The organism is Streptomyces sp. NPDC014991 (assembly GCF_043080665.1).
In the GTDB taxonomy this organism is placed as follows: Bacteria; Actinomycetota; Actinomycetes; order Streptomycetales; family Streptomycetaceae; genus Streptomyces.
In genome coordinates this window covers 269,625-293,819 of sequence record NZ_JBIBVY010000005.1, presented here as the reverse complement: position 1 = coordinate 293,819, position 24,195 = coordinate 269,625, and the positions used below count along the sequence as shown (strand labels likewise).

Genomic DNA, 24,195 nt, shown 5'->3' with positions numbered 1-24,195 from the left:
CGCCCCTGTCACCCGAGTCCCTGGTAGCCCCTGTGCCCACCCGGCAGATACCGTTCCTCACATGCCGGACTACCTCGACGACCTCGGACTCGCCCACGTCCTCGCGGACGCGGCCGACGCCGCCACCACGGCCCGTTTCAAGGCTCTCGACCTCAAGGTGGAGACGAAGCCGGACATGACCCCGGTGAGCGAAGCCGACAAAGAGGCGGAAGAGGTGATCCGCAGCCGGCTCCAGCGTGCCCGCCCGAGGGACGCCGTGCTGGGCGAGGAGTACGGCGTCGAGGGCACCGGCCCCCGCCGCTGGGTGGTGGACCCGATCGACGGGACCAAGAACTACATCCGGGGCGTCCCGGTGTGGGCGACGCTCATCGCCCTGATGGAAGCGGGTGAGGGCGGCTACGAGCCGGTCGTCGGCGTCGTCTCCGCCCCGGCCCTCGGCCGCCGCTGGTGGGCCGCGAAGGGCCACGGCGCCTTCACCGGCCGCAGCCGCAACTCCGCGTCCCGTATCCACGTCTCCCGGGTCGGCGCGCTCTCGGACGCCTCGTTCGCGTACTCGTCGCTCTCCGGCTGGGAGGAGCAGGGCCGTCTGGGCGGCTTCCTGGACCTCAGCCGCCAGGTGTGGCGCACGCGCGCGTACGGCGACTTCTGGCCGTACATGATGGTCGCCGAGGGGTCCGTCGACATCTGTGCCGAGCCGGAGCTGTCCCTGTGGGACATGGCCGCCACCGCGATCATCGTGACGGAGGCGGGCGGCAGGTTCACCGGCCTCGACGGCCGCCCGGGCCCGCACAGCGGCAACGCGGCGGCGTCCAACGGCCTGCTCCACGACGAGCTGCTGGGGTATCTCGCCGAGCGCGGCTGACGTCGGGGAAAACGCGCGCACGCCGTCGACGGGCGTCGTGCGCCCTCTTGTTGACCCTCCCTTTGCCTGGCACTCTGGGCGCACCCCCACTCGTGAACTTGTGCAGCGCCGCACAGGCGCCTCCGGCGCCGGGCCTGAACACAGGCAGGGGATCCTCAGGAGGTGGCCCCTTCATGCTCGTCCGTGACGCCATGAGCACGGTGATACTCACCCTCGGCCCCGCCCACACCCTCCGCCAGGCAGCAGCCCTGATGTCGGCGCGCCGCATAGGCGCCGCCGTGGTCCTCGACCCGGACGCCGGCGGCACCGGCATCCTCACCGAACGCGACATCCTCAACTCCGTGGGCCTCGGCCAGGACCCGGACACCGAACGCGTCCACGCCCACACCACCACCGACGTCGTCTTCGCCGCCCCGACCTGGACCCTGGAGGAGGCGGCCCGCGCCATGGCCCACGGCGGCTTCCGGCACCTGGTCGTCCTGGACCGCGGCGAGGTGGCCGGGATCGTCTCGGTCCGCGACATCATCCGCCGCTGGGTACCGGCCCGCGAGCCCACACCAGCCCTCTGAGCGCGCGAGCGGGCCGGACCCCGAGCACCGTGGGGTCCGGCCCGCCCGGCCGCGAAGGCGGCTCAGCCGCGCAGCGCCTGCACCGCCGCCTCGAGCCGCTTGCCGAAGTCGGCGTCGGCGTTGCGGAAGTTGCCGATCGCACGCTCGGCGATGTCCTGGCGCGAGACCTGGGAGATCGCGCCCGCCAGGTTGGCGACCAGGCGCTCCTTCTCGTCCTCCGTCATCAGCCGGTACAGGTTGCCGGCCTGTACGAAGTCGTCGTCCTCGGCGTGCGCCGGCGTCGCGTGGTCACCGGTGCCGGCCGTGAATCCGTCGAACGGCTGCCACAGCGGGCGGCCGGTCTGGTGGGGCCCGCCGAAGCTGTTCGGCTCGTAGTTCTTCGCACCGCCGTGCCGGCCGTCGTACAGCTGACCGTCGCGGGAGTTGGTGCGTGCCTCGGTGGCGTGCGGACGGTTCACCGGCAGGTGGTCGGCGTTGATGCCGACGCGGTAGCGGTGGGCGTCGCCGTACGCGAACAGCCGGCCCTGGAGCATCTTGTCGGGAGAGGGGCCGATGCCCGGCACGAAGTGCGCCGGGGAGAAGACCGACTGCTCGACCTCGGCGAAGACGTTCTGCGGGTTGCGGTTCAGCTCCAGCTTGCCGATCTCGATGACCGGGTAGTCCGCGTGCGGCCACACCTTGGTCAGGTCGAACGGGTTGAAGCGGTAGGTAGCGGCTTCGGCGGCGGGCATGATCTGCACGCCGACGGTCCAGGACGGGTACTCGCCGCGCTCGATCGCCTCACGGAGGTCGCGCTGGTGCGAGTCGGGGTCCTTGCCGGCCAGGACGTCCGCCTCCTCGGCGGTCAGGCACTTGATCCCCTGGTCGGTCTTGAAGTGGTACTTGACCCAGAAGACCTCGCCGGCCTCGTTGTTCCACTGGAAGGTGTGCGAGCCGAAGCCGTCCATGTGGCGGTACGACGCCGGGATGCCGCGGTCGCCGAACAGCCAGGTCACCTGGTGGGTGGACTCCGGCGAGAGGCTCCAGAAGTCCCAGACGTTGTCCGGTTCCGTGGAGCCGGTGTACGGGTCGCGCTTCTGGGTGTGGATGAAGTCGGGGAACTTGATCGCGTCCCGGATGAAGAACACCGGGGTGTTGTTGCCGACGAGGTCGTAGTTGCCCTCCTCGGTGTAGAACTTCAGCGAGAAGCCGCGCGGGTCGCGTACGGCGTCCGCCGCGCCGAGGTTGCCGGCCACGGTGGAGAAGCGCAGGAAGACCTCGGTCTGCTTGCCGGCCTCGGAGAGGAACGCGGCGCGCGTGTACGGCGTGACGTCGGCGGTCACCGTGAAGGTGCCGTACGCGCCGGCGCCACGGGCGTGCACCACGCGCTCCGGGATGCGCTCGCGGTTGAAGTGGGCCAGCTTCTCGAGCAGCAGCTGGTCCTGCACGAGGACCGGCCCGCCGACGCCCGCCGTCTCGCTGTTCTGGTTGTCGGCGACCGGGGCACCGGCCTCCGTGGTGAGCGGTCCCTGCGTCACGTGCGCCTCCTGCGTCATCACTGACTCGTCCTGTCCTGTAGCCAAATCCAGGCTCGATCCTACAATAGACTTTGTCTAAGTCAAGTGATGTTCCAAAGTCACACCTATTCCCGACCTGGTCCTGCTTCCTGCTAGGCTGGTAGCTATGAGCGACCTACTGGAACGGCTGCGTGGACGCGGATGGCGGCTGACCGCGCAGCGGCGCGTGGTGGCCGAGGTCCTGAACGGCGAGCACGTCCATCTGACGGCCGACGAGGTCCATGCGCGGGCCGTCGCGAAGCTGCCCGAGATCTCCCGGGCGACCGTGTACAACACGCTGGGCGAGCTGGTCTCCCTCGGCGAGGTGCTGGAAGTCTCGACGGACAAGCGCGCCAAGCGGTACGACCCGAACGCGCACCAGCCGCACCATCACCTGGTCTGCGCGCGGTGCGGCTCGATCCGTGACGTCCACCCGACGGGCAACCCCCTCGCCGACCTCCCCGACTCCGAGCGCTTCGGCTTCACGGTGTCGGACGTCGAGGTGACGTACCGGGGCCTGTGCCCCCACTGCGCGAGCGCCTGACCGCACGCTGACAGAGAGCCCCGGCGCCGTACCCGGCACCGGGGCTCTTTCCTCTGCCCGGGGAAAACACCGAGGGCCGGAACCCATCTCTGGATTCCGGCCCTCGGCCTTCAGTAGCGGGGACAGGATTTGAACCTGCGACCTCTGGGTTATGAGCCCAGCGAGCTACCGAGCTGCTCCACCCCGCGTCGGTAAACACGACAGTACGCGACCCCACCCCCACGATGCAAATCCCTCCCCGCCACCCACCCACACCCCCACCCACCGGGCTACTCCGGCGGCCCCTCCCCCGGCAACGGCGCCGCGCATCCCCGCGGCGGACCACCTGCGCCGCGCGGTGTCCGCGCCGCAGGCGATCCGCGGCACGGCTGTCGGCATGGCAGGCGACCTGCGCTGCCGCGGGCACCGGCCGGCGCAGGCGGTTCGCCGCCGCGCCGCACCCGCCCAGGCGGGGACGCGGTCGGCGCCCGCCCGAAGCCCGGCCCGGCGGCCCCTCCCCCGGCAACGGCCCCGCGCATCCCGCGGCACCTGCGCCGCGGGTGTCAGCGCCGCAGGCGACCTGCGCTGCCGCGGGCGCAGGCGGTTCGCCGCCGCGCCGCACCCGCCCAGGCGGGGACGCGGTCGGCGCCCCCCGCAGCCCGGCCCGGCGGCCCGCGCCGCCACAGGTATCCGGACACCCGGCACCCCGGAACCCGCCCAGATCGGCGCCGGCGGTCCTGGCCCGTGGTGCGGTCAGGCGGACAGCTCTTCCCGCAGCGCGTCCCGCAGTCGGCCCGCTCGTTCGGCGACCTCCGTCGGGCCCAGGGCGACGGCCCTGTCGGCCCACCTCTGGCCCTCCGCCAGCTCTCCACGACGCGCGTAGACAAGGGCCAGCCGAAGGGCCGCCCGTCCGTGCCCGGCGTTCGCGGCGCGGGCCCACCACACGGCGGCCTCCGGCTCGCTGCCCTCCCGCGCCAGCAGCAGCCCGAGGTTGAACGCGCCGTTGCGCGACCCGGCCTCGGCCGCCGCCCGGTACCACCGGGCCGCCTCCACCACGTCACCCCGCGCCGCGGCCAGCATGCCGACCCGCACCTGTGCCCGCCGGTGCCCCTGGGACGCGGCGCGCTCGTACCACTCCTCGCACTCGGTCTTCTCGTGCACGATCTCCCCCAGCTCGTGCGCGGGCTCCGGCGGCCGGCGCGCGTCGAGCAGGGCGGCGAGCCGGTACGCGCCCTCCGCGCTGCCGCTGCCCGCCGCGCAGCGCAGATGCCGCTCGGCCTCCTGCTCGTCCCCCTCGCGCAGCCGGGCGATCCCGACCTGGAGCGCGGCCTCGGCGTGGCCGGCGGCAGCCGCCCGCTCGTACCAGCGCAGCGCCATCACGTCCTCGTCGCGCCCGGCGTAGAGGATGCCGAGGTTGAACGCGGCATCGACGCTGCCGGCCTCGGCCGCCTTGGAGAACCACGGTTCGGCCCCGGTCGTGTCGCCGCCCCGCAGCAGCAGGATGGCGAGGGCGTTCGCGGCCTCCCGGTGCCCGGCGTAGGCGGCCCGCCGGTACCACTGCTCGGCCTGCGCGGTGCGCCCCTGCTCGGCGCAGAGCAACCCCAGGTTGTACGCGCCGTTGTCATCGCCGGCGTCCAGCGCGGCCCGGTACCAGCGTTCCGCGGTCTGGGTCTCGCCGCGCTCGGCGTGCAGCGCGCCGAGCGCGTTGGCGGCGTTGCCGTCACCGTCCTGGGCGGCGCGCAGCCACCACACGGCCGCGCTCTCGGTGTCCCCGGCGTCGCGCAGCAGGAATCCGAGCGCGCAGGCGGCCTGCGGCTCGCCGTCCTTGGCGGAGGTCAGGTACCAGCGCCCGGCCTCCTTCAGTTCCCCGCGCTTCTCCAGGATCGCGCCCAGGTGCAGCGCGGCCCGCCGGTGGCCGCGTGCGGCGGCCTGCCGGTACCACTGCTCGGCCTCCGCGACAGCGTTGTCGGCGGCGGTCTCCTCCCCGTGCCCGGACGTACGGTCCAGCGCCCGCGCCAGCCGGTAGGCGGCTTCCCGGTGCCCGCGTTCCGCGGCGGCGCGCATCCAGTGCTCGGCGCCGACGTCCCCGCGGTGCTCCAGCAGGTCGGCGAGCGCGTAGGCGCCGAGGACGTGGCCCTGCTCGGCGGACTGGCGCAGCCAGTACTCGGCGGCCGGCTCGTCGCCGCGCTCGCGGTGGTGGCGGCCGAGCGCGTGCGCGGCGGCCGCGGAGCCGGCGACGGCGGCGATCCGCCACCAGCCGGCCGCCTCGTCGGCGTAACCGCGCTGGTGCAGCAGGACGCCCAGGTTGTTGGCGGCGGCACGGTCACCGGCCGCGGTGGCCGCACGCAGGTGGGGCTCGGCCGCGTCGAGGTCGCCGCGGCGCAGCAGCATGGCTCCGAGGACGCTCGAGGCCTCGGCGTCGCCGTTCTGCGCGGCGAGCGCGAGGCGGGTCTCCTCGGCGGCTTCCCCCATGTCGCCCAGCTCGTCGCGGGCCGGCTCCGCACCGGAAGGCTGCACAAATCGCCCTGTCTCGAACAGAGTTCCCTTGTCCCCCATAACGTCCATCGTCGCACCACCCGCAACCTGGGTACACCCGGTATACCGCAACCCGTAAGGTCACTTCAGCGTTTTGTCGACATGCCCACAGGGAGACAAGTCAAACACATACCGCCCAACTCCCCACGGCGGCGCGGCGGTTTCTCTGCCCCCGTATCTTCGTTCGCACACCACGAAGGCCCGGATCCCTGATGGGATCCGGGCCTTCGATGCAGTAGCGGGGACAGGATTTGAACCTGCGACCTCTGGGTTATGAGCCCAGCGAGCTACCGAGCTGCTCCACCCCGCGCCGTTGCAGGTCAACCGTACCACGGCGCGGGGGTCGCTTGATCAGCCGCCGTTCTTCCCGCTGGTCCTGCCGGCCTTGGACTGCGCGTCCTCGGCCCGCTTCAGCGCGTCCTTAAGGTCCTTCTGCGCCGTTGCGTAGGCGTCCCAGTCGGGTCCGTCCTTCAGCGCCTGCTGTCCGGCGTCGAAGGCCTTCTGGGCGTCCTGGAGCGCCTGCTTCACCGTCGGGTTGGTGGTGTCGGGCGGGTTGGTGGTGCCGGTGTCCGGTGGCCTGGTCGCCGAACTCTTCGCTCCGAAGACCTTGTCGAGCGCCCCTTCGAGCGTGTTCTCGAACGCGGTCCTGCCCTCGTAGGTGACCAGCACCTTGCGCAGCAGCGGGTACTTCAGTCCACCGCCGCGTACGTAGACGGGCTCCACATAGAGCAGTCCGCCGTCCAGCGGCACGGTCAGCAGGTTGCCGTACTCGATGTCGGAGTCGCCGCCCTTGAGGAGTTTGATCGCGGCGGCGATGTCCTGCTCGGAGTTGAACTGGCTCTGTACCTGTTTGGGACCGTCGACGGTCGTACTGGTCGGCAGTTTCAACAGTCTGATCTTGCCGTACTCGTTGCTGCCCGCCTCCGCGTCGACCGACATGAACGCGCTCAGGTTGTACCGGCCGTTGGGCGTGAACGTCGTGGAGAGCGAGAACGCCTGCCGGGCCTGGTCGGGCATCTTCATGCTGAGGTAGTACGGCGGCACCGCGTTGCCCGACTTGTTGGTCGGGTCGTCCGGCACCTGCCACACCTCGCTGCCGGTGAGGAACGTCTGCGCGTCCGTCACGTGGTACCGGGTGAGCAGCTCACGCTGGACCTTGAACAGGTCCTGCGGGTAGCGCAGGTGGTCCAGCAGGTCCGGGGAGATGGCGTTCTTCGGCTTCACCGTGCCGGGGAAGGCCTTCATCCAGGTCTTCAGCACGGGGTCCTCGGTGTCCCACTCGTAGAGCTTGACGTCGCCGGTGTACGCGTCGACGGTCGCCTTCACCGAGTTGCGGATGTAGTTGACCTGGTTCTGCTGGGCCACCACCGCGCGCGAGTTGTTCGTCGCGGTCAGCGAGTCGGCCGTCGTGTCACCGAGCGTCGTACGCGAGGCGTACGGGTAGCCGTTCGTGGTGGTGTACGCGTCCACGATCCACTGGATGCGGTGGTTGACGACCGCCGGGTAGGCGTCGCCGTCGATGGTCAGCCAGGGGGCGACCGCCTCGACGCGCTCCTTGGGGGTGCGGTTGTACAGGATCCGCGAGCCCTTGCCGATCGCGCCCGAATAGAGGATCTGCGGCTCGTTGAACGCCACCGCGTACGCGGCCCGGTTGACCGGGTTGTCGAGGTTGACTCCGCTGCCGCCCCGGTAACTGGTGGTCTTCTCACCGCCGTTGTCGGAGTAGTCGATCTCCTTCTGGGGACCGCCGACGATGGAGTAGGCGGTGGTCTTCTCGCCGTAGTAGACCCGCTGCTCGTACGTGCCGAGGTCGCCCCGGGACGGCAGGTCGTACTCGGTGAAGACCGGTTCGCCGTTGGGGTTCGCCTCGGTGCCCTTGGCGGCGACCACGCCGTAACCGTGCGTGTAGCGGAAGTGGTCGTTGATCCAGTTGTTCTTCGGGACGCCGTTCAGGTTGAGCTCGCGCAGACCGAGGACGGTGTCCTGGTCCTTGCCGTCCTCGGTGGGGTACCGGTCGACGTCCAGGTTGGTCGGGAACCCGTAGTAGTTCTTCATCTGCTGGAGCACCTGGAACGTCGGCGAGACGATGTTCGGGTCCACGATGCGGATGCTGGCCGCGTCGTTGGCGTCGTCGCGCAGCTCGGTCCGGTCCCCGGTGGTGGACTTGCCCGGGTACTCGGTGACCTGCGTGTCGTCGATGTCGTACGCCTCGCGGGTCGCCTTCAGGTTCTTCTGGACGTACGGCGCTTCCTTGGCCTGCTCGTTCGGCTGGACCTGGAACTTCTGCACGATCGCCGGGTACAGCCCGCCGATCAGGATCGCCGACAGGACCATCAGGCCGAAGCCGATGACCGGGAGCTGCCAGGTGCGCCGCCACAGGGTGGCGAAGAACAGCAGCGCGCAGATGACGGCGATGCAGAACAGGATCGTCTTGGCCGGCAGGTAGGCGTTGGCGTCGACGTAGCGCAGGCCCGTCCAGTTGTCCGTCGCCTTGAAGTCGCTGGACTTCACGGCGAGGCCGTACCGGTCGAGCCAGTAGGCGACCGCCTTCAGCGCCACGAAGATGCCGAGCAGTACCGACAGGTGCCCGGTCGCGGCGGCGGTGGCCCGCGCGCCGGGGCTGGTGACCCGCAGCCCGCCGTACAGGTAGTGGGTCAGCGCGGCGGCGATCAGGCACAGGATGGCCGCGGCGAAGCCGAAGCCCAGCAGGAAGCGGTACCAGGGCAGGTCGAAGGCGTAGAAGGAGACGTCGAGATGGAACTGCGGGTCCTTCTGGTGGAAGGGCACGCCGTTGACCCACATCAGCCAGGTCCGCCACTGGCCCGCCGCCGACGCGCCGGCGATCAGCCCGACGAGTGCGGTGACCGCGAGCAGCAGCCACTTCTTGTACGGCGCGATGCCCATCCGGTAGCGGTCGAGGCTCTGCTGCTCCATGGACATGGCACTGAGGGGGGGCCGCAGCCGGTGCGCGAGCCAGATGTTCACCCCGACCGCGACCGCCATCAGCAGGCCGAAGACGAAGAACAGCCCGATCTTCGTCCACAGGGTGGTGGTGAACACGGACGAGTAGTGCACCGACCGGTACCACAGCCAGTCCGTCCAGAAGCCCGCGAACATGGTGAAAGCCATGCCGAGGACTGCAAGGACGCCCAGGGTCATGAGCAGGGTCCGGACGCGCCGGGACGGGCGGCCCGCTCTCATCCGCGGCCCCGTCGGGCCCCCGCCGCGGTCCGGCATCTGGAAAGCCAAGGTGCGCACCTCGAAGTCGCTGTCGATCCGTCAGGCCCCCGTGTTCGCGGGCCCGCCGTGGCCCCCCGTGATCGTGGGCCCACACCTATGCAACTTACTCACGGTTTACTCGGTTCCCGATTCCGGTGGGGAACGAGGCAGGATTGTGACTATGTCCAACACTCCCATGGCAGCGAGCCCGCTCACCCGGGCCGTACTCGAGATCGACGAGTACGCCTCCGGCCTCGGCTGGGACCAGCCCGCCCGCCTCTTCGCCCTCGTCGACACCGCACGGCTGCGGGTTCAGGAACCCTCGCTCGCGGCCCAGCTGGGCCTCCAGGACGAGCCCGAGACCACCGGTCTCACCCCGATCGAGCAGGACGAGATCGCGTCCGGCAAACCGCTGGACGAGTTCCTCGGCACCATCGCCTGGCCGGACGCCGTCGTCGGCTGCGCGCTCACGGTGGAGCGCCTGATGCTGCCGCCGTCCGCCGAGGCCCAGGTCCCGTCCGGTCTGGACGAGGCCGGACTGACCAGGTGGGTGGCCCAGCACCCGGAGCGCCAGGAGGTCCGCATGACGGTGGCGGTGCTGCGCGACGGCAGCCGCGAGTCGGCGCTGCGGCTGCGCGAGAAGGACTCCCCGACGGAGGTACTCACCGGCCCCGACCTGGTGCCGGGCCTGGCGGAGGCCCTGGCGGCGACGTTCGCGGACTGATCGTCCTGTACGGCGAGGGGGGCGCCCATGGGCTCACGGGGCGCCCCCATCCGCGTACCGGTCCCGCTCAGCCCTTGGCGGTGCACGTGGGCAGCGCGGCGGTGTCCTTGCCGCGGATGTCCTTCAGCGCCTCCAGCGCGTCCCCGATCGTCCTGACCTTGACCAGGGTGAGTCCGCTCGGGGCGTCCTTGGCGGCGGCCGCGCAGTTGTCGGCGGGCGTCAGGAAGTACCGCGCGCCCCTGCTGCGCGCGCCGACGGTCTTCATCTCGACGCCGCCGATCGGGCCGACCGTGCCGTTGTCGTCGATGGTGCCGGTGCCGGCGACGAACGTGCCGCCGGTGAGGCTGCCCGGGGTGAGCTTGTCGTAGATCCCGAGGGCGAACATCAGGCCGGCGCTGGGGCCGCCGACGTCGGCGAGCTTGATGTCGATGGTGAACGGGAAGGTGTGGTCGGTCCCGGCGGAGATGCCGACGATGGCCCGCTTGGCGCCGCGGTCGGCGGACGTCGCGGTCGTGAGGGTGACGTCCCGCGTCCCGCTCGCCGTCCTGTGCGTCTTCTCCGCGGCGGCCCGCTTCTTGGCCGGGACGACGGTGAAGACGACCTTCTGACCGGGCTTGTGCCTGGTCACCAGCTTGGCGACGTCGGCCGGCTGCTTCACCGTCGTGCCGTCGACGGCCTTGATCACGTCACCGGCGTGCAGCCTGCCCTCCGCCGGGGAGCCCTTGACGACGGTGGAGACGATCACCCAGGACTTCACCGGGATGTCCAGCTTCTTCAGGGCGGCCACCTTGGCGCTCTCCTGGGACTGGCTGAACTCCTCGGCGTTCTCCTGGGTCGACTGCTCCTCCGTCTTGCCGTCCGGGTAGAGAGTGTCGTGCGGGACGATCTTGCTGTCGCGTGCCAGCCAGCCGTGGACGGCCTCCACCAGGTTCATCCGGAAGTCGGCGCTGGTGACCCGGACGGTGGTCATGTTCAGGTGACCGTCCGTCGGATAGGTCGTGTGCCCGGAAATCTGTAGCACCGGCTCGCCGTCGTGCTCTCCGAGCGTGTTCACGGTCGGGCCGGGAGACATCTCCGCGTACGGCACGGGGATGAGCACTCCCGCGCACAGGAGCGCGATCAGCATCAGGGTGGAGGCGAGCATCGTCGCGGTGCGGCGTGGCATGCCACGACAGTACGGGACAGCTCTGTCAGCGCACCGTCAGGGCACCCCCGTCACACCTTGCCCGCGCCCGTGTGGGAACGCTCCATCGCTTCGCGGAACCGGGCGTATCCGTCCAGCTCAGGCCCGTCGCTGCGGGCCTTGCGCGTCCGATTGGCCCAAGTGCCCCACAGTCCGCCGCCGACCGCGGCCACCAGCGGGATCAGCAGCCAGACAAGGACCGCCATGCCGACCTCCCGTACCCATGAGCGTCCGCAACTGACTGATCAGCAGATTAACCTTCCGCAGGGACAACGCTCACGCGCGGGTGCCGGTTACGCAACCGGATGCGCCGAACATGACAGCGATCGGGGGAACGGCCGCCGCCGAACGGCGTCAGCAGGCGCCGACCCACTCCTCGGTGCCGTCCGAGAAACTCTGGTGCTTCCAGATCGGCACCTCGTGCTTGAGGTCGTCGATCAGTTGCCGGCAGGCGTCGAAGGCCTCCGCGCGGTGCGGGCACGCCACGGCGACGACGACGGCGAGGTCCCCGACCCTGAGGTCGCCCACCCGGTGGACGGCGGCCAGCGCCCGCACGGGGTGGCCGGCGACGACCTTCTCGGCGATCCGCCGCATCTCGGCTTCGGCGCTGGGATGGCACGAGTAGCCGAGGGCGTCCACGTCGGCGCCCCCGTCGTGGTTGCGCACGGTTCCCACGAACAGCGCGATGCCGCCGGCGGCGTCGTCCCCGACGGCCCGGAACACCTCGTCCACGGAGAGCGCGCTCTCCCGGATGCCGATCAGCCTGATGGGGTCCGGGGCGGCCTGCTCGCCGGGGTGGTCGTTCGTGTGCGCCATGGCCCCATCGTGCCGCACCCGCCCGGCATCGGGGAATACGAGGTTCACCCGGCACACGCGCGTGCCCCCTTGGATGCTCCTACAGCCACGCCCCGGCCTGCCGTGCGGGCCGGCGGGGCAGGCGGGAACCGGCCTCCGGCCCGTGTCGGCCAGCGCCCGCCCCCTGACCCGGGTTCGAGGCGAGTCCCGGGCCGGCACGGAGCAGCGCCCAGGAGCCGCAAACCGGGCGGGCACGGGCCCGGGCCCGGGCCCCGGGAGACTAGACAGCCGGCACGAGCCGGCAGCCGGAGGGCAAGCGCGGCGGACACGAACCGGAATCCCGAAGTGGAGCACCGGGCGACACAGGCCAGGGTCGGTCGGGACCGGCGGACGCGAGCAGACCGGCACGGAGCGGCGCGGCAGGACCCGCAAACCGGGTGGGCACGAACCGGGACACCTGCGGCGGGCGCCGGACGGGGTGCGGCCGGGCGAGGAGGGGCGGAGCCCCCGGCGGGGGGCCGAGGGGGCGTGCCCCGGGCGCTCACACCCGCCGCCGGGCCTTCCGGGCCCGCCGTACGACAGCCGCCGCGCCGAGCAGGGCCACCGTCGCCCCCGCGGCACCCGCAGCCGTCGCGTCCTTGCGGCCCAGCCGACGTCCGGCCACCGTGTGCCGCCCGGACACCTCCTCCAGCAGCTGGGCGAGCACCTCCTCATTGGTCCACTTCGGCCGCCACCCGGCGTCGTGCAACCGGCTTCCGCTGACCACCCAGGGGTACATCGTGTACGCCAGGTCCCCCGCCGGGGACGGGGTGAGCCCGATCCGGTGCAGCCGGGCCGCCGCGCCGAGCGCGACCGCCGACGGCAGCTCCATCCGCCGGATCCCGCTCAGCTCCTCGACCTCCTCCTGCTCCAGCCACCCGTCGCAGCCGACGGCCAGCTCCCCGTCGACCTTCTCCAGGACGGCGTACTCCAGGGCGCTGCACAGATCCTCGACATGGCAGAACTGCCACGCGGGCCGCGACCCGGCGACGACGAGCAGCCGCGGCGACTCGAAGTACCTGGTCAGCGCGGTGTCGGTGCCGCCGACGAGGACGGCCGGCCGTACCACGGTGACGTTCAGTCCCGGATGCGCGCGCGGAGCCCGCCGGGCCAGCCGTTCGATCTCCAGCAGGTCCCCGACCCCGGTCGCCTCGGCGGTGGCCCGCAGCTCGGCGTCCTCGGACAGGGGCAGCTCGTTGTCCGGCAGCGCGCCGTAGACCATCGCCGAGGTGCACAGCACCACCCGGTGCACCCCGGCCGCCGCGGCGGCGGTCAGGACGGTCTGGGTCCCCCGGACGTTGTAAGCCGTGCGCGCCGCCGGATCGGTCTCCAGATCGATGTCGAGCGCGAGGTGGACGACCACGTCGGCGCCCCGCAGCTTGTCCGCGATCGCGGGGTCGCGGACGTCGAGGATGTGCCACTGCGCGTCGGCGCACTCGCCGCGCCGCTCGTCGATGGCGACGACCTGTCTGACCTCCGCGGATGCGGCGAGCCGCTCGGTGAGGAGGGCGCCGACCCCGCCGGCGGCGCCGGTCACCGCGACGACGGGCCCGCGCACGGCGGGAGGGGTTGAGGGGTTTCGCGCTGCGCGAACCTGCGGATCTGGGGAACTCACCGGGCGTCTCCAGCGGTTGTCTTCAGTACGGGCGCGACTGACGCGCACGTACCAGGTGCATCCATCCTGCCGCAGGCCTTCCGTGGGCCAAGCACCGAGGCCCGATCGGGTTCGGGTGTCTACGCTGGGTGGTGTCGGGCAGCCGCGCCGCCGGAGCGAAACCGGTGGCCTTACCAGCCGAGGAATCCTGTGAGTGACACCCCATTCGGTTTCGGCCTTCCGCCGGAGGAGCCGGAGGACGGCGACGAGGGCAAGAAGAAGGACCAGCAGAGCGGTGGTGGGCAGGGACCGGGCAGTCCGTTCGGTTTCGGCGACCTGCCCGGAGCCGGTGGTTTCGGTGGCCCCGGCGCCGACAACCCGCTCGCGGCCATGTTCGGTTCCCTGAACCCCACCGACCTGGGCGCGGCCTTCCAGCAGCTGGGCCAGATGCTCTCGTACGAGGGCGGCCCGGTGAACTGGGACATGGCCAAGCAGATCGCCCGCCAGACGGTCTCCCAGGGCACGCCGGACGGCACGAAGGACGCCAGCGTCGGCCCGGCCGAGCGCAGGGCGGTCGAGGAGGCCGTCCGCCTGGCCGACCTGTGGCTTGACGACGCCACGTCCCTGCCGTCGGGCTCCGCCTCGGCGGTGGCCTGGTCGCGCGCGGAGTGGGTCGAGGCGACCCTGCCCGCCTGGAAGGAGCTGGTGGACCCGGTCGCCGAGCGCGTCGGCGCGGCCATGGGTGACGTCCTGCCGGAGGAGATGCAGGCCATGGCGGGCCCGCTGATCGGCATGATGCGCTCGATGGGCGGCGCCATGTTCGGCACGCAGATCGGGCAGGCCGTCGGCGTGCTCGCGGGCGAGGTCGTCGGTTCGACCGACATCGGCCTGCCGCTGGGCCCGTCCGGCCGGGCCGCCCTGCTGCCGGCCAACGTGGCGGCGTTCGGCAAGGACCTGGGCGTGCCGCAGGAGGAGGTGCGGCTGTATCTGGCCCTGCGGGAGGCCGCCCACCAGCGCCTGTTCGCGCACGTGCCGTGGCTGCGCTCGCACCTGTTCGGCGCGGTCGACGGCTATGCGCGCGGGATCAAGGTCGACACGGCCAAGCTGGAGGACGTGGTCGGCCAGTTCGACCCGCAGAACCCCGAGCAGTTGCAGGACGCGCTCCAGCAGGGCATGTTCCAGCCCGAGGACACACCGGAGCAGAAGGCCGCGCTGGCCCGTCTGGAGACCGCTCTGGCGCTCGTGGAGGGCTGGGTGGACGCGGTGGTCCACGCGGCCGCGAAGCCGCGGCTGTCGTCCGCCGACGCCCTGCGCGAGACGCTGCGCCGCCGCCGCGCCTCGGGCGGGCCGGCGGAGCAGACGTTCGCGACGCTGATCGGCCTGGAGCTGCGCCCGCGCCGGCTGCGTGACGCCTCCCGCCTGTGGGCCTCGCTCACGGACGCGCGCGGGGTCGACGGCCGGGACAATCTGTGGGCGCACCCGGACATGCTGCCGACCGCGACCGACCTGGACGACCCGGACGGCTTCGTGCACCGTGAGCAGCTGGACTTCTCCGAGCTGGACAAGATGCTCGGCGAGGCCGCGCACGGCTCGGCGGGCGGCCCCGACCTGCGCAAGAAGGACGACGAGGCGAAGGACGACGGCAAGGGCGACGACGCGGAGTGAGCCTGTACGACGACGCGGTCCTCGTCCTGAAGGGGTACGAGGGCCAGCCCGAGCTGCGCCAGGCCTACCTGGACCACCTGGCGGCGCATCCGGACGGCATGTGGAAGGCCTGTCACGCGGGCCACATCACGGCCAGCGCCCTGGTGATCGACCCGGAGCACGGCAGGGTGCTGCTCACCCTGCACCGGAAGCTGCGGATGTGGCTCCAGATGGGCGGCCACTGCGAACCGGGCGACGCCACGCTGCGGGAGGCGGCCCTGCGGGAGGCGGCCGAGGAGTCCGGCATCGCCGGGCTGACGCCGCTGCCCGGCGGTCCGGTGCGCCTGGACCGGCATCCGATTCCCGCGCCGTGCCACTGGCACTTCGACGTGCAGTACGCGGTCCTGGCCCCGCCCGGCGCGGTGCACGAGATCAGCGACGAGTCGCTCGACCTGCGCTGGTACGCCTACGACGAGGTGGCGGCCGTGGCGGACGAGTCGGTCGTGCGCCTGCTGGACGCCACCCGCGCCAGGCTCTGACGGCGGTGCTGGGGTGACCGCCGTGGCGGTCACCCCCAGCACCCGTCGTGGCTCAGCTCCAGACGTTCCCCTGGTTCTGACCGCGCGCGCCCTGCTGCCCCATGCCGAACTGGGCGGCGAGGCCCTGTCCGATCTGGGCGTTCTGCGGCGGCAGCAGCTCGCTGGGCTGGACGAGCGCGAACCCGGACCCCATGAAGCTCAGCTCCCAGCCCTCACCCGTGCTGCCGCGCCGGCGCCACACCCCGGAGGAGTGCGTCTGCGCCTGCATCTGCACGCGCAGCCCGGTCGACCACGCCACGATCGCGTCGGCGTCACAGTTGACGTACTTGTCGGGCGTGACCCGCATCAGCAGCGGTGCCCCCGACGTCATCAGGGCCACCTTGCCGCGCCCGGTGATGTTGAGCTGGTACTTCCCGGAGCCGGAGATGCCGTAGAGGCTGTCGACGGCGATGACCTCGTGGTGCAGCGAGGAGTCCATGGCGAGGACGTAGGAGCTGTCGACGGTCAGTCCGTCCTGCTCCACATCCATGATGTGCACGCGCTGGGCGAGGTTGGCCAGGTAGACGGTGCCCTGCCCGTGGCAGCGCATCAGGTCCAGGCCCTCGCCGGTGTGCGCACGCGCGCGTGCCTGGCCGTTGGCGCGGTACTCGGCGTCGAACTCGACCAGGCCCTGGTAGGCGACCATGGTGCCCTTGCGGGCGAGGATGTCGTCGTGGCCCTCCAGGGTGACCCGGAGCATCTGGGTGTTCTGAAGGCTCCAGCGTTCCTGCGTCTGGGAATCGTTGTGCGCGAAAAGCGGACTCTGCATGGCGTTCTCTGACTCCCCTCAGCCCCGGAACCGAAGCCGGTCGGTGCTGTCCTCACTGGGCTGGACGACGACGATGCCCTGGCCGGAGAAGGCCATCTGGTACGCCTCACCGCTGCCCCGGCCGATCAGCGACTGCGCCTTGAAGCTGCGCTTGCCCTTCACCTTCAGGTTCGGCGACCAGGCGACGAGCGCGTCCGGGTCGACGTACGTCTCGTCCTCGCCGCCACCGCAGTCGACGACGATCGGCTTGCCGCGGGAGGTCAGCGCGACCCAGCCCTGCCCGGAGATCCTGGTGTTCCACAGGCCCTGCCCGGCGAACTTGGCGAGCCCTTTCACGCGCTCGACACCCCAGGTGAGGTGCGCGTCGAAGGCGAGGAGGTTGGTGGCGTTGACGGAGATGCCGTCGCCGTTGAGGTTGATCACGACGACGTCGGCGCCGTAGTCGGCGAGATAGAGCAGGCCGTCGCCGGAGCACTTCATCAGCGGTGCGCCCTCACCGGTGACCCAGTCGCGGGCGATCTGGCGGACGGCCGGCGGGTTGGGCTCGTACTGGACGAAACCCTCGTAGGCGACCATCGACCCCACGCGCGCGAGGAGGTCGTTCCCGGTCTGCAGGGCGACCTTCAGCATGTGACTGCCGTGGTTCTCCATGCGGGCGGTGACGGGTGCGGGGGCGAAGCCCGCGAGCGGCTGGTTCATGACGGGCTCCCTCAGACCTCGTACGGCTGGACGACGATGAAGTTGCCGGGCGCGCCCCGGAACTGGAGGTTGACGGTCTCGCCGGTGTCGCCCGGGTAGGCGTTGCGGCGCATCCGGACCTGGCTGGAGACGATGACCTGGGAGGCGGCCGACCAGGCGACGACGGCGTTGCAGTCGGCGAAGGTGGTCGGCGTGACCGGCAGCACCACGGGCGTGCCGTGGGTCTTGACGACGATGGTGCCGGTGCCCTGGAACTGCATCGTGAACAGCGCACCGCCCGGGATGCCGTGGCCCTCGACGCGGCGGACCTCGTACTGGAGGCTCTCGTCGAAGGCGAGGACGCTCTCGGCCGACACGCAGATGGCGTCGCCCTGTAGTTCGACGGGGTGGAGGTGGGTGGAGTTGTCGGCGAGGAACACCTGGCCCTGGCCGGTGCAGCGCATCAGCTGCATCTCCTGGCCGGTGGCGTTGCCGACGATCCGCCCGGCGAAGCCGGCGCCCTTGTAGCTGAAGTCGACCTTGCCCTGGTAGAGCACCATGCTGCCCTGCCGGGCCAGCACGGGCTGGCCGCCGATGCCGAGGTCGACACGGATCAGCTTCTTGTTCTGCTGCGTCCAGCGCTGCCCGGTCGGCGTCTCCTTGAACGCCTGGAGCGCGGCCGTCACCCCGGCGCCGCCCTGGGGCGCGCCCTGCGGCACGCCGTAGGGGGCGGCCTGCTGGCCGGGGACCTGGCCGTAGCCCGGCGGCACGGGCGGGGCCTGCCCGCCGTGGGGGGCCGGCTGCCCGCCGTAGCCCGGGGGCAGCGGCGCGCCGGGCCCGCCGCCGTAGGACGGCTGCTGGGGCGGCTGCCCGTAGGGCGCGGGGGCGGGCGGTGGGACGGTGCCGGCCGCGGGCGGGGTCATCGGGGCGATGACCGTCGGCGCGCCGTGCATGTTCGGGGCGGGCGCCGGGGCGGGGGGCGGGGTGTGGCCGGGCGGCGGGGCGAAGCCCTGCGGGGCCGGTGCCGGGGCGGGCTCGAAGGCCGGCGCGGGGGCCTGGGCGGGGGCAGGAGCGGCGGGGGCGCCGAACACGGGCGGGGCCGCGGCCTGGGCGGGTGGCGCGAAGCCGGGGGTCGCGCCGGGCTGCTGCTGCGGCTGCTGCGGGGCGGCGGGGGCCTCCTCCTCCGCCACCTCGCCGCCGAAGTTCTTCAGCAGCGCCTCCAGACCACCGTCGAAACCCTGCCCTACGGCGGCGAACCGCCATCCGTCCTTGAAGTAGAAGTCACCGAGCATCACGGCCCGCTCGGTGGAGAACTCCGCGCCGCCGTAGGAGTACCGCGCGACCTCCTCGCCGCCCGCCACGATCCGCAGATAACCGGGCCCGACCTGCGACATCTGCCCGGCACCGTCGATGGTCGCCGTGAAGGACAGCCGCCGGATGTGCGCGGGGACACGGTCGAGCGTGACCCGGAACGACTCCGTGTCGCCCGCCTGGGCGCCCAGCAGCTGGACGGACTCCTCCGGGGACTTCGGCTGGTTGAAGAAGACGAAGTACCGGTCGTCCGAGAGACGCTCGTCCGCGTCCAGACCGAAGCAGCTGATGTCGAAGGTCAGTCCGGGACCGGAGATCTGCACGCCTACGTACAGATCCGTGCCCGCCGTGAGGTCACTGATCCTGGCCTTGTGGCCGCGTTGGAATTCCCTGGCCATGCGTTACGACCGTCCCCCATCCCGAAAGTGAGTGCGTCGCGCAAGGCTAACGGCAAAGACCGGCAACGGCTCCGGGCGACCGTCGTCGGTACGAACCCGGTACACAACCGCTCCCGGCCGCTCACCCGGCCGGGATCAGGCCTCCCGCTCGCCCCGCGCGCCGGGCACGTGCGGCAGCCGTCCGGCGGCGACGACGCCTTCGAGGTAGCCGCGGGCCCGCTCGGTGCGCGGATAGGCATCCAGCAGCCGCCAGAAGTCGGACCCGTGACCGGGGACCAGCAGGTGCGCCAGCTCGTGGCAGAGCACGTAGTCGACGACGTAGTCCGGCATTCCCTGCAAGCGGTGCGAGAGCCGGATGCTGCCCTCGGCGGGGGTGCACGAGCCCCAGCGCGTGTTCTGGTTGGTGACCCAGCGCACGGAGGCGGGCCGGGCGCGGCCGGCGAAGTACTGGGCCGACAGCCGTTCCGCGCGCTCGCCCAGCTCGGCGTCGCCCAGCACCCGCCTGCTCTCCTGAGCGGCGAGTTTGTCGAGCATGACGGTCACCCAGCGCTGCTCCTCCGCCTTGGACATCCGGGCGGGGATCAGCACGACGGTGCGGTCGCCCTCGCGGTACGCGGAGACGGTCCGGCGGCGCCGGGCACTCCTGCGGACCTCGATCGCGCTCGCCCCCGAGCCACCGGGCGGCTGGCTCGTCGTGCTGCGCTGTGGCGTTCCGGCGCTGTGCAGGGGGTCGGCGGACACGCCCCGACGGTACCCGGTGCGCAGGGGCAAAGTCCCGGCTCCGGGACGGTCCGCTGCCGATCCCCCACCATGTGCTTGATTCGTACGACCGGTCCGCCGGTCCGGCTCGCACCGGTTCGGCCGACCGCCGAACGTCCGGCATGTCCCTGCCTCACCGACACGGTTCCGATTCGTACGACGAATCCCTGAGCCTGTGGACAACCGTCGGCGCCCGGTGCCCGGGGCCGGGCATGCTGGCAGATGTCGGCGGAGCGTGACCGGTTCCGCCGGCGAAACGGACACCCCGGAAGTCCCGGGGGTGCCACCACGGGAACGGGGGCCGGGCATGCATCCGGTGATGAAGCCCGCGCTGCGGCGCGGCTGGCGCGACCTCAACACGGTGCAGTTCGGGATGACCCCGGCGCACGCGCTGACGCTGGGCCCGGTGGCCACGGCGACGGGCAGCTTCCTGGAACTGCTCGACGGCACCCGGGGCCTGCCGCTGCTGCGCGAGGAGGCCCGCCGCATGGATGTGCCGGACGGCCATGTCGACGCGCTGGTGGAGCGGCTGACCCGCGCGGGCCTCGTCGACGACGCGCGCGGCGGCGGTCCGGACGCGGACGCCCTGCGGGAGAAGACGGACGTCCTCGAGCGCCTGCGGCCCGACCTCGCCTCGCTGTCACTGACCACGCCCGAACCTGGCGGTGCGCTGGCCCGTCTCGCCGCCCGGCGGGCCCGGCGGGTGCAGGTGCGGGGCGCCGGCCGGGTCGGCGCCCTGCTGGCGTCGGTGCTGTCGGGGGCCGGCGTCGGTGAGGTCGACGTGCGGGACGTGGGGCGCGTCGAGCCGTGGGACGTGGCGCCGGGCGGGCTTGCCGCCGAGGCACTCGGCACCCGCCGGGACACGGCGGCCCGCGCAGCCGTCCGCCGCGCGGCACCGGACCGTCCAGCGCGCCGCACCCCCTCCCGTGGGCCGGGTGCCGAGGAGCCCGGTCTCTCCCTGGTGATCCTCGCCCCCCGGGACGACGTCGCCGTGCACGCGCCGGACCCGTTCACCGCCGAGCCGCTCATGGCCTCCGGCACCCCGCATCTGTACGCCGGTGTGGTGGAGGGCACGGGCGTCGTCGGCCCGCTCGTGCTGCCCGGGGAGTCGGGCTGCGCCCGCTGTCTGCACGAGGACCGCACGGACCGGGACCCGGTCTGGCCCCGGCTGGTCGCCCAGTGGCGCTCGGGCAGGGCCCGCCGGATCGGGGCCTGTGATCTGGCCCTGGCCACCACGGTCGCCGGCCTCGCCGCGGCGCACGCCCTGGCCTTCCTCGACGGGGAGTCGCCGTCCAGCACGGGAGCCCGCTGGGAAGTCTCCGTACCCGGCCTGAACTGGCACGCCCGGCCGGTCTGGCCGCATCCCGCGTGCGGCTGCGGAGCTGCGGAGAGGGCTAAAAGGGAGGACTCCTCAACCATGGAGGCGCCACGCGCGACAATGGCGGTGCAACGGACGTCGACGGAGCACCGACGCGTGGCAGGCGCGGCGCGGCCGACTGGGACCTGGAGGGCGCATGTCTGATCTTCCCCGCAAGGCGGTCACCCGGACCGCCAAGCTCGCCGCGCTCCCGCTCGGCTTCGCCGGTCGGGCGACCTGGGGGCTGGGCAAACGGATCGTGGGCGAGTCCGCGGAGATCGTCGGCCGCGAGCTGCAGCAGCGGACGGCGGACCAGCTCTTCAAGGTGCTCGGTGAGCTGAAGGGCGGCGCCATGAAGTTCGGGCAGGCCATGTCCGTCTTCGAGTCGGCGCTGCCCGAGGAGATCGCCGGCCCCTACCGCGCGGCCCTCACCAAGCTCCAGGAAGCCGCTCCGCCGATGCCGATCCGCACCGTGCACGCGGTGCTCCAGGAGCGGCTGGGCCCGGACTGGCGCGACCTGTTCGAGGAGTTCGAGGACAAGCCGGCCGCCGCGGCCTCCATCGGCCAGGTGCACCGGGCGGTGTGGCACGACGGCCGCGAGGTCGCGGTCAAGGTGCAGTACCCCGGCGCGGGCGAGGCCCTGCTGTCCGACCTGGGGCAGCTGAGCCGCTTCGCCCGGCTGCTCGGCCCGCTCATCCCGGGCATGGACATCAAGCCGTTGATCGCGGAGCTGAGGGACCGCGTCTCCGAGGAGCTGGACTACGGGCTGGAGGCCCAGGCCCAGACCGTGCACGCCGAGGAGTTCGCGGACGACCCGGACGTGGTGGTCCCGGCAGTCGTGCACCAGTGCGAGCAGGTTCTGGTGACCGAGTGGATCGACGGCATCCCGCTGTCGGAGATCATCACGGACGGCACCCCGGAACAGCGCGACCGGGCCGGCCAGTTGCTGGCCCGCTTCCTGTTCTCGGGTCCGGCCCGCACCGGTCTGCTGCACGCCGACCCGCACCCCGGCAACTTCCGGCTGCTTCCCGGCGGCCCCGCAGGTGAGGACGACTGGCGCCTCGGGGTCCTGGACTTCGGCACGGTCGACCGGCTCGCCGGCGGTCTGCCGCTGCCGATCGGCGTCTCGTTGCGGTTCACGCTGGACGGCGACGCCGAGTCGGTCTACGAACTCCTGCGCGCGGAAGGGTTCGTGAAGGAGACCATAGAGCTGGACCCCGACGCGGTCCTCGACTACCTGCTGCCGATCATCGAGCCGGCCCGGGTCGACGCGTTCACCTTCACCCGCTCGTGGATGCGCAGCCAGGCCGCGCGCATCGCCGACCCGCGCTCCCCGGCCTACCAGCTCGGCAAGCAGCTCAACCTGCCGCCGGCGTATCTGCTGATACACCGGGTGACGCTGAGCACGATCGGCGTGCTGTGCCAGCTGGGCGCCACGGTACGGCTGCGGCAGGAGCTGGCGGAGTGGCTGCCGGGCTTCGTGGCCGACGACCCGGCCGAGGAGGAGAAGCCGGCAGCGGGCGCGTGAGCCCCGGCCTCACCGGCCCACCCTCGCTCCCGCCACGTCTGGTCACCACCAGGCCGAGTCCAGTCGTCCCTCGATGGCCCGCAGGTTCTCGCGGGAGCAGGCGGTGCAGAAGTACTGCCGTCCGCCGTTCTCCACGGAGCAGGTCCAGGTGGCCGGCTGGGGGCCGTCGGACGGGATGCCGCAGCGGGCACACACGAGGGGGCTGCGCTCCGCGATGGAGCCGCCCTGATCACTTGCTCCGGGAAGACTCGTCACCCGGCGACGATAACCCCGCGACCGGGGCGGCGCCGTGCGGAGCGCACCGCGGGGGCCGGTCCGTTCGGCCGGACCGGCCCCCGCGGGAGAGCTTCGCCTCCCCGCGCCGGGAGGCCACCTCGTGCGGAGGTGTGATCGTTACTGCATGACGGCCATGGCGAGCGCGCGGCGGGCGCGCATCGAGGCGCGCTCGGCCCGGCGCTGCATCCGCCGGGCGGTGGCCAGGCGCACGGCCCGGCGTTCCTGTGCGGCGTCATGAAGCCGCTCGTGCATATGCGCGCGAGCCAGGGCTTCTTGCATGAGTTGCATCTCACGGTTCCTGTTCTGGCGCGCTTCGGTCGCGCCGGTGGTGGTGAAGTCTGGGGTCGCGGAGCCTGTGCGCTCGCTGGTGGACGGCTTCATCGGGGCCTGCTTCTTGGGGTCGTGCGTGAGGGGGCGGTCGATCGTTCCTGCGATGTTCATGCTGTGACCGGGTTCTTCCGCGGGCGGCCGCGCGGCCGCTTCCGGGCGACGACGACACCCTGGATGAACAGCTCGCCACCCCAGACGCCCCAGGGCTCGCGCCGCTCCTTGGCGCCGGCGAGGCAGGCCTCCATCAGCGGGCAGGTGCGGCAGAGGGACTTGGCGTACTCGACGTCGGCCGGCGACTCGGCGAAGAAGACCTCCGGGTCGTAGGAACGGCAGGGAACGGGTACGCCGAGGTTCTCGATGGCGTCGTCGAGCGCGGTGAGCGCGGTGAGGGGGATCAAGGTGGAGTCCTCCGTGAGGCCGGGCGGGGGGATCGTTTGCGAAGGCGGTACGGACGGGGCGTGCGCTTCGAGTTGCACGGTTGGTCTTCCTCGTCTGGTCGGTCCGGTCGGTCGACCGGGTGTCGGCTGGGTACCGGGTTCTTCCTTGTCCCGAGGCCCCTTCGCTCCGTCCTCCCCGTTCGGGGCAAACAGAAGGGCCGCGGATCCCTGATGGGGTTCCGCGGCCCTGAAGGCGCCGGCCTGATCGACGATCAGGCTGGATCACTCCAGGGTTCTGGCCCACGGAAGGCCCACATCAGGTGGTACTGCTTCGTCTGCTTCCGGAATCCGGCACCGGCCGCCGCAGAGGCATAGGCATGCGCCTGTGCCGTTACCGCTTCCAGTGCCTTGGTCGGTCGCTCATTGCGCTCACGGACGGGAAGTCCCGTGAGGGCAGAGGAGGACGCCGGACGCGCGGCACGGATGCCGGACAGACCGGTGCCCTGGTTCGAGGCGCCGAGCATGCACGTGGAGACGGCCGAGCGATCGGTCAGTTTGGCCGCGCTGACGGTGGTGCTGATGTTGATGCTGATCACTTGACTCGCCTCCTCT

23 protein-coding genes and 2 tRNA genes are annotated in these 24,195 nt (G+C 72.0%); 8 read left to right on the top strand and 17 right to left on the bottom strand.

All coding sequences use genetic code 11. The features are described 5' to 3' along the window. Window positions 1-61: 61 nt before the first annotated feature. On the top strand, window positions 62-862 hold the full coding sequence (gene hisN, locus ACF1BE_RS11730; RefSeq protein ID WP_392198815.1) for a histidinol-phosphatase: 801 nt from the start codon (window positions 62-64) through the stop codon (window positions 860-862). A gap of 173 nt (window positions 863-1,035) precedes the next feature. Then, on the top strand, window positions 1,036-1,431 hold the full coding sequence (locus ACF1BE_RS11725; protein ID WP_392198814.1) for a cyclic nucleotide-binding/CBS domain-containing protein: 396 nt from the start codon (window positions 1,036-1,038) through the stop codon (window positions 1,429-1,431). A gap of 62 nt (window positions 1,432-1,493) precedes the next feature. On the opposite strand, the gene ACF1BE_RS11720 is transcribed toward ACF1BE_RS11725, so the two are convergent. Next, entirely contained in the window at window positions 1,494-2,948 is a 1,455-nt protein-coding gene (locus ACF1BE_RS11720; RefSeq protein WP_392198813.1) for a catalase, read from the bottom strand. A 145-nt stretch (window positions 2,949-3,093) separates the two neighbouring features. On the opposite strand from ACF1BE_RS11720, the gene ACF1BE_RS11715 reads away from it, so the two are divergent. Next, window positions 3,094-3,510 carry a Fur family transcriptional regulator gene (locus tag ACF1BE_RS11715; RefSeq protein WP_392198812.1) on the top strand — a complete coding sequence of 139 codons (417 nt, stop codon included), beginning with the start codon at window positions 3,094-3,096 and terminating at the stop codon, window positions 3,508-3,510. Between the two features lie 114 nt (window positions 3,511-3,624). Here ACF1BE_RS11715 and ACF1BE_RS11710 read toward each other — a convergent pair. The 4 genes from ACF1BE_RS11710 to ACF1BE_RS11695 form a co-directional block, all read right to left on the bottom strand. After that, window positions 3,625-3,698, bottom strand: a tRNA-Met gene (locus tag ACF1BE_RS11710). 544 nt (window positions 3,699-4,242) lie between these two features. After that, the gene (locus ACF1BE_RS11705) at window positions 4,243-6,054 is read right to left on the bottom strand and encodes a tetratricopeptide repeat protein (RefSeq protein WP_392198811.1); all 1,812 of its coding nucleotides are present in this window, start codon (window positions 6,052-6,054) and stop codon (window positions 4,243-4,245) included. A 206-nt stretch (window positions 6,055-6,260) separates the two neighbouring features. Then, window positions 6,261-6,334: transfer RNA gene (locus ACF1BE_RS11700), tRNA-Met, on the bottom strand. 41 nt (window positions 6,335-6,375) lie between these two features. Beyond that, entirely contained in the window at window positions 6,376-9,261 is a 2,886-nt protein-coding gene (locus tag ACF1BE_RS11695; protein WP_392198877.1) for a UPF0182 family protein, read from the bottom strand. 163 nt (window positions 9,262-9,424) lie between these two features. On the opposite strand from ACF1BE_RS11695, the gene ACF1BE_RS11690 reads away from it, so the two are divergent. Beyond that, a complete protein-coding gene (locus ACF1BE_RS11690; RefSeq protein ID WP_392198810.1) occupies window positions 9,425-9,967 on the top strand; it encodes a PPA1309 family protein in 543 nt (180 codons plus the stop codon). 67 nt (window positions 9,968-10,034) lie between these two features. Here ACF1BE_RS11690 and ACF1BE_RS11685 read toward each other — a convergent pair whose 3' ends face one another. The 4 genes from ACF1BE_RS11685 to ACF1BE_RS11670 form a co-directional block, all read right to left on the bottom strand. Then, window positions 10,035-11,132 carry a PDZ domain-containing protein gene (locus ACF1BE_RS11685; protein ID WP_392198809.1) on the bottom strand — a complete coding sequence of 366 codons (1,098 nt, stop codon included), beginning with the start codon at window positions 11,130-11,132 and terminating at the stop codon, window positions 10,035-10,037. A gap of 50 nt (window positions 11,133-11,182) precedes the next feature. After that, entirely contained in the window at window positions 11,183-11,356 is a 174-nt protein-coding gene (locus tag ACF1BE_RS11680; RefSeq protein ID WP_392198808.1) for a hypothetical protein, read from the bottom strand. Window positions 11,357-11,504: 148 nt separating this feature from the next. Next, window positions 11,505-11,966 (bottom strand): molybdenum cofactor biosynthesis protein MoaE, encoded by a 462-nt coding sequence (locus tag ACF1BE_RS11675; RefSeq protein ID WP_392198807.1) that lies wholly within the window; start codon window positions 11,964-11,966, stop codon window positions 11,505-11,507. A gap of 520 nt (window positions 11,967-12,486) precedes the next feature. Beyond that, a complete protein-coding gene (locus ACF1BE_RS11670; RefSeq protein WP_392198806.1) occupies window positions 12,487-13,599 on the bottom strand; it encodes an SDR family oxidoreductase in 1,113 nt (370 codons plus the stop codon). 189 nt (window positions 13,600-13,788) lie between these two features. Between ACF1BE_RS11670 and ACF1BE_RS11665 the strand changes: the two genes are divergently transcribed. Next, the gene (locus ACF1BE_RS11665) at window positions 13,789-15,243 is read left to right on the top strand and encodes a zinc-dependent metalloprotease (RefSeq protein WP_392198805.1); all 1,455 of its coding nucleotides are present in this window, start codon (window positions 13,789-13,791) and stop codon (window positions 15,241-15,243) included. Beyond that, the gene (locus tag ACF1BE_RS11660) at window positions 15,240-15,761 is read left to right on the top strand and encodes an NUDIX hydrolase (RefSeq protein ID WP_392198804.1); all 522 of its coding nucleotides are present in this window, start codon (window positions 15,240-15,242) and stop codon (window positions 15,759-15,761) included. The genes ACF1BE_RS11665 and ACF1BE_RS11660 overlap by 4 nt, the downstream gene beginning before the upstream one ends. A gap of 52 nt (window positions 15,762-15,813) precedes the next feature. Here the strand turns inward: ACF1BE_RS11660 and ACF1BE_RS11655 are convergent, their stop codons facing one another. The 4 genes from ACF1BE_RS11655 to ACF1BE_RS11640 form a co-directional block, all read right to left on the bottom strand. After that, window positions 15,814-16,569: an AIM24 family protein gene (locus ACF1BE_RS11655; protein ID WP_392198803.1), complete on the bottom strand. Its 756-nt coding sequence runs from the start codon at window positions 16,567-16,569 to the stop codon at window positions 15,814-15,816. Window positions 16,570-16,587: 18 nt separating this feature from the next. Beyond that, the gene (locus ACF1BE_RS11650) at window positions 16,588-17,268 is read right to left on the bottom strand and encodes an AIM24 family protein (RefSeq protein WP_121787024.1); all 681 of its coding nucleotides are present in this window, start codon (window positions 17,266-17,268) and stop codon (window positions 16,588-16,590) included. Between the two features lie 11 nt (window positions 17,269-17,279). Further along, entirely contained in the window at window positions 17,280-18,956 is a 1,677-nt protein-coding gene (locus ACF1BE_RS11645) for a TerD family protein (RefSeq protein ID WP_392198802.1), read from the bottom strand. Window positions 18,957-19,091: 135 nt separating this feature from the next. Continuing rightward, entirely contained in the window at window positions 19,092-19,697 is a 606-nt protein-coding gene (locus tag ACF1BE_RS11640) for a M48 family metallopeptidase (protein WP_392198801.1), read from the bottom strand. Between the two features lie 325 nt (window positions 19,698-20,022). Between ACF1BE_RS11640 and ACF1BE_RS11635 the strand changes: the two genes are divergently transcribed. Beyond that, a complete protein-coding gene (locus ACF1BE_RS11635; protein ID WP_392198800.1) occupies window positions 20,023-21,237 on the top strand; it encodes a TOMM precursor leader peptide-binding protein in 1,215 nt (404 codons plus the stop codon). After that, on the top strand, window positions 21,230-22,600 hold the full coding sequence (locus tag ACF1BE_RS11630) for an ABC1 kinase family protein (RefSeq protein WP_392198799.1): 1,371 nt from the start codon (window positions 21,230-21,232) through the stop codon (window positions 22,598-22,600). Before ACF1BE_RS11635 ends, ACF1BE_RS11630 begins: the two co-directional genes overlap by 8 nt. A 42-nt stretch (window positions 22,601-22,642) precedes the next feature. Here the strand turns inward: ACF1BE_RS11630 and ACF1BE_RS11625 are convergent, their stop codons facing one another. The 4 genes from ACF1BE_RS11625 to ACF1BE_RS11610 form a co-directional block, all read right to left on the bottom strand. Beyond that, window positions 22,643-22,855, bottom strand: coding sequence for a hypothetical protein (locus ACF1BE_RS11625; protein WP_392198798.1), 213 nt, complete (start codon window positions 22,853-22,855; stop codon window positions 22,643-22,645). Between the two features lie 138 nt (window positions 22,856-22,993). Next, entirely contained in the window at window positions 22,994-23,317 is a 324-nt protein-coding gene (locus tag ACF1BE_RS11620; protein ID WP_361988346.1) for a hypothetical protein, read from the bottom strand. Beyond that, window positions 23,314-23,682 (bottom strand): WhiB family transcriptional regulator, encoded by a 369-nt coding sequence (locus ACF1BE_RS11615; RefSeq protein ID WP_392198797.1) that lies wholly within the window; start codon window positions 23,680-23,682, stop codon window positions 23,314-23,316. The genes ACF1BE_RS11620 and ACF1BE_RS11615 overlap by 4 nt, the downstream gene beginning before the upstream one ends. 173 nt (window positions 23,683-23,855) lie before the next feature. Further along, window positions 23,856-24,179 (bottom strand): hypothetical protein, encoded by a 324-nt coding sequence (locus ACF1BE_RS11610; protein ID WP_392198796.1) that lies wholly within the window; start codon window positions 24,177-24,179, stop codon window positions 23,856-23,858. Window positions 24,180-24,195 lie beyond the last annotated feature (16 nt).

Bases quoted from the DNA above. Each gene is read 5' to 3' on its own strand.
- hisN (WP_392198815.1), top strand. From the start codon at position 62: ATGCCGGACTACCTCGACGACCTCGGACTCGCCCACGTCCTCGCGGAC.
- ACF1BE_RS11725 (WP_392198814.1), top strand. From the start codon at position 1,036: ATGCTCGTCCGTGACGCCATGAGCACGGTGATACTCACCCTCGGCCCC.
- ACF1BE_RS11715 (WP_392198812.1), top strand. From the start codon at position 3,094: ATGAGCGACCTACTGGAACGGCTGCGTGGACGCGGATGGCGGCTGACC.
- ACF1BE_RS11705 (WP_392198811.1), bottom strand. From the start codon at position 6,054: ATGGACGTTATGGGGGACAAGGGAACTCTGTTCGAGACAGGGCGATTT.
- ACF1BE_RS11695 (WP_392198877.1), bottom strand. From the start codon at position 9,261: ATGCCGGACCGCGGCGGGGGCCCGACGGGGCCGCGGATGAGAGCGGGC.
- ACF1BE_RS11690 (WP_392198810.1), top strand. From the start codon at position 9,425: ATGTCCAACACTCCCATGGCAGCGAGCCCGCTCACCCGGGCCGTACTC.
- ACF1BE_RS11685 (WP_392198809.1), bottom strand. From the start codon at position 11,132: ATGCCACGCCGCACCGCGACGATGCTCGCCTCCACCCTGATGCTGATC.
- ACF1BE_RS11680 (WP_392198808.1), bottom strand. From the start codon at position 11,356: ATGGCGGTCCTTGTCTGGCTGCTGATCCCGCTGGTGGCCGCGGTCGGC.
- ACF1BE_RS11675 (WP_392198807.1), bottom strand. From the start codon at position 11,966: ATGGCGCACACGAACGACCACCCCGGCGAGCAGGCCGCCCCGGACCCC.
- ACF1BE_RS11655 (WP_392198803.1), bottom strand. From the start codon at position 16,569: ATGCAGAGTCCGCTTTTCGCGCACAACGATTCCCAGACGCAGGAACGC.
- ACF1BE_RS11650 (WP_121787024.1), bottom strand. From the start codon at position 17,268: ATGAACCAGCCGCTCGCGGGCTTCGCCCCCGCACCCGTCACCGCCCGC.
- ACF1BE_RS11645 (WP_392198802.1), bottom strand. From the start codon at position 18,956: ATGGCCAGGGAATTCCAACGCGGCCACAAGGCCAGGATCAGTGACCTC.
- ACF1BE_RS11635 (WP_392198800.1), top strand. From the start codon at position 20,023: ATGCATCCGGTGATGAAGCCCGCGCTGCGGCGCGGCTGGCGCGACCTC.
- ACF1BE_RS11630 (WP_392198799.1), top strand. From the start codon at position 21,230: ATGTCTGATCTTCCCCGCAAGGCGGTCACCCGGACCGCCAAGCTCGCC.
- ACF1BE_RS11620 (WP_361988346.1), bottom strand. From the start codon at position 23,317: ATGAACATCGCAGGAACGATCGACCGCCCCCTCACGCACGACCCCAAG.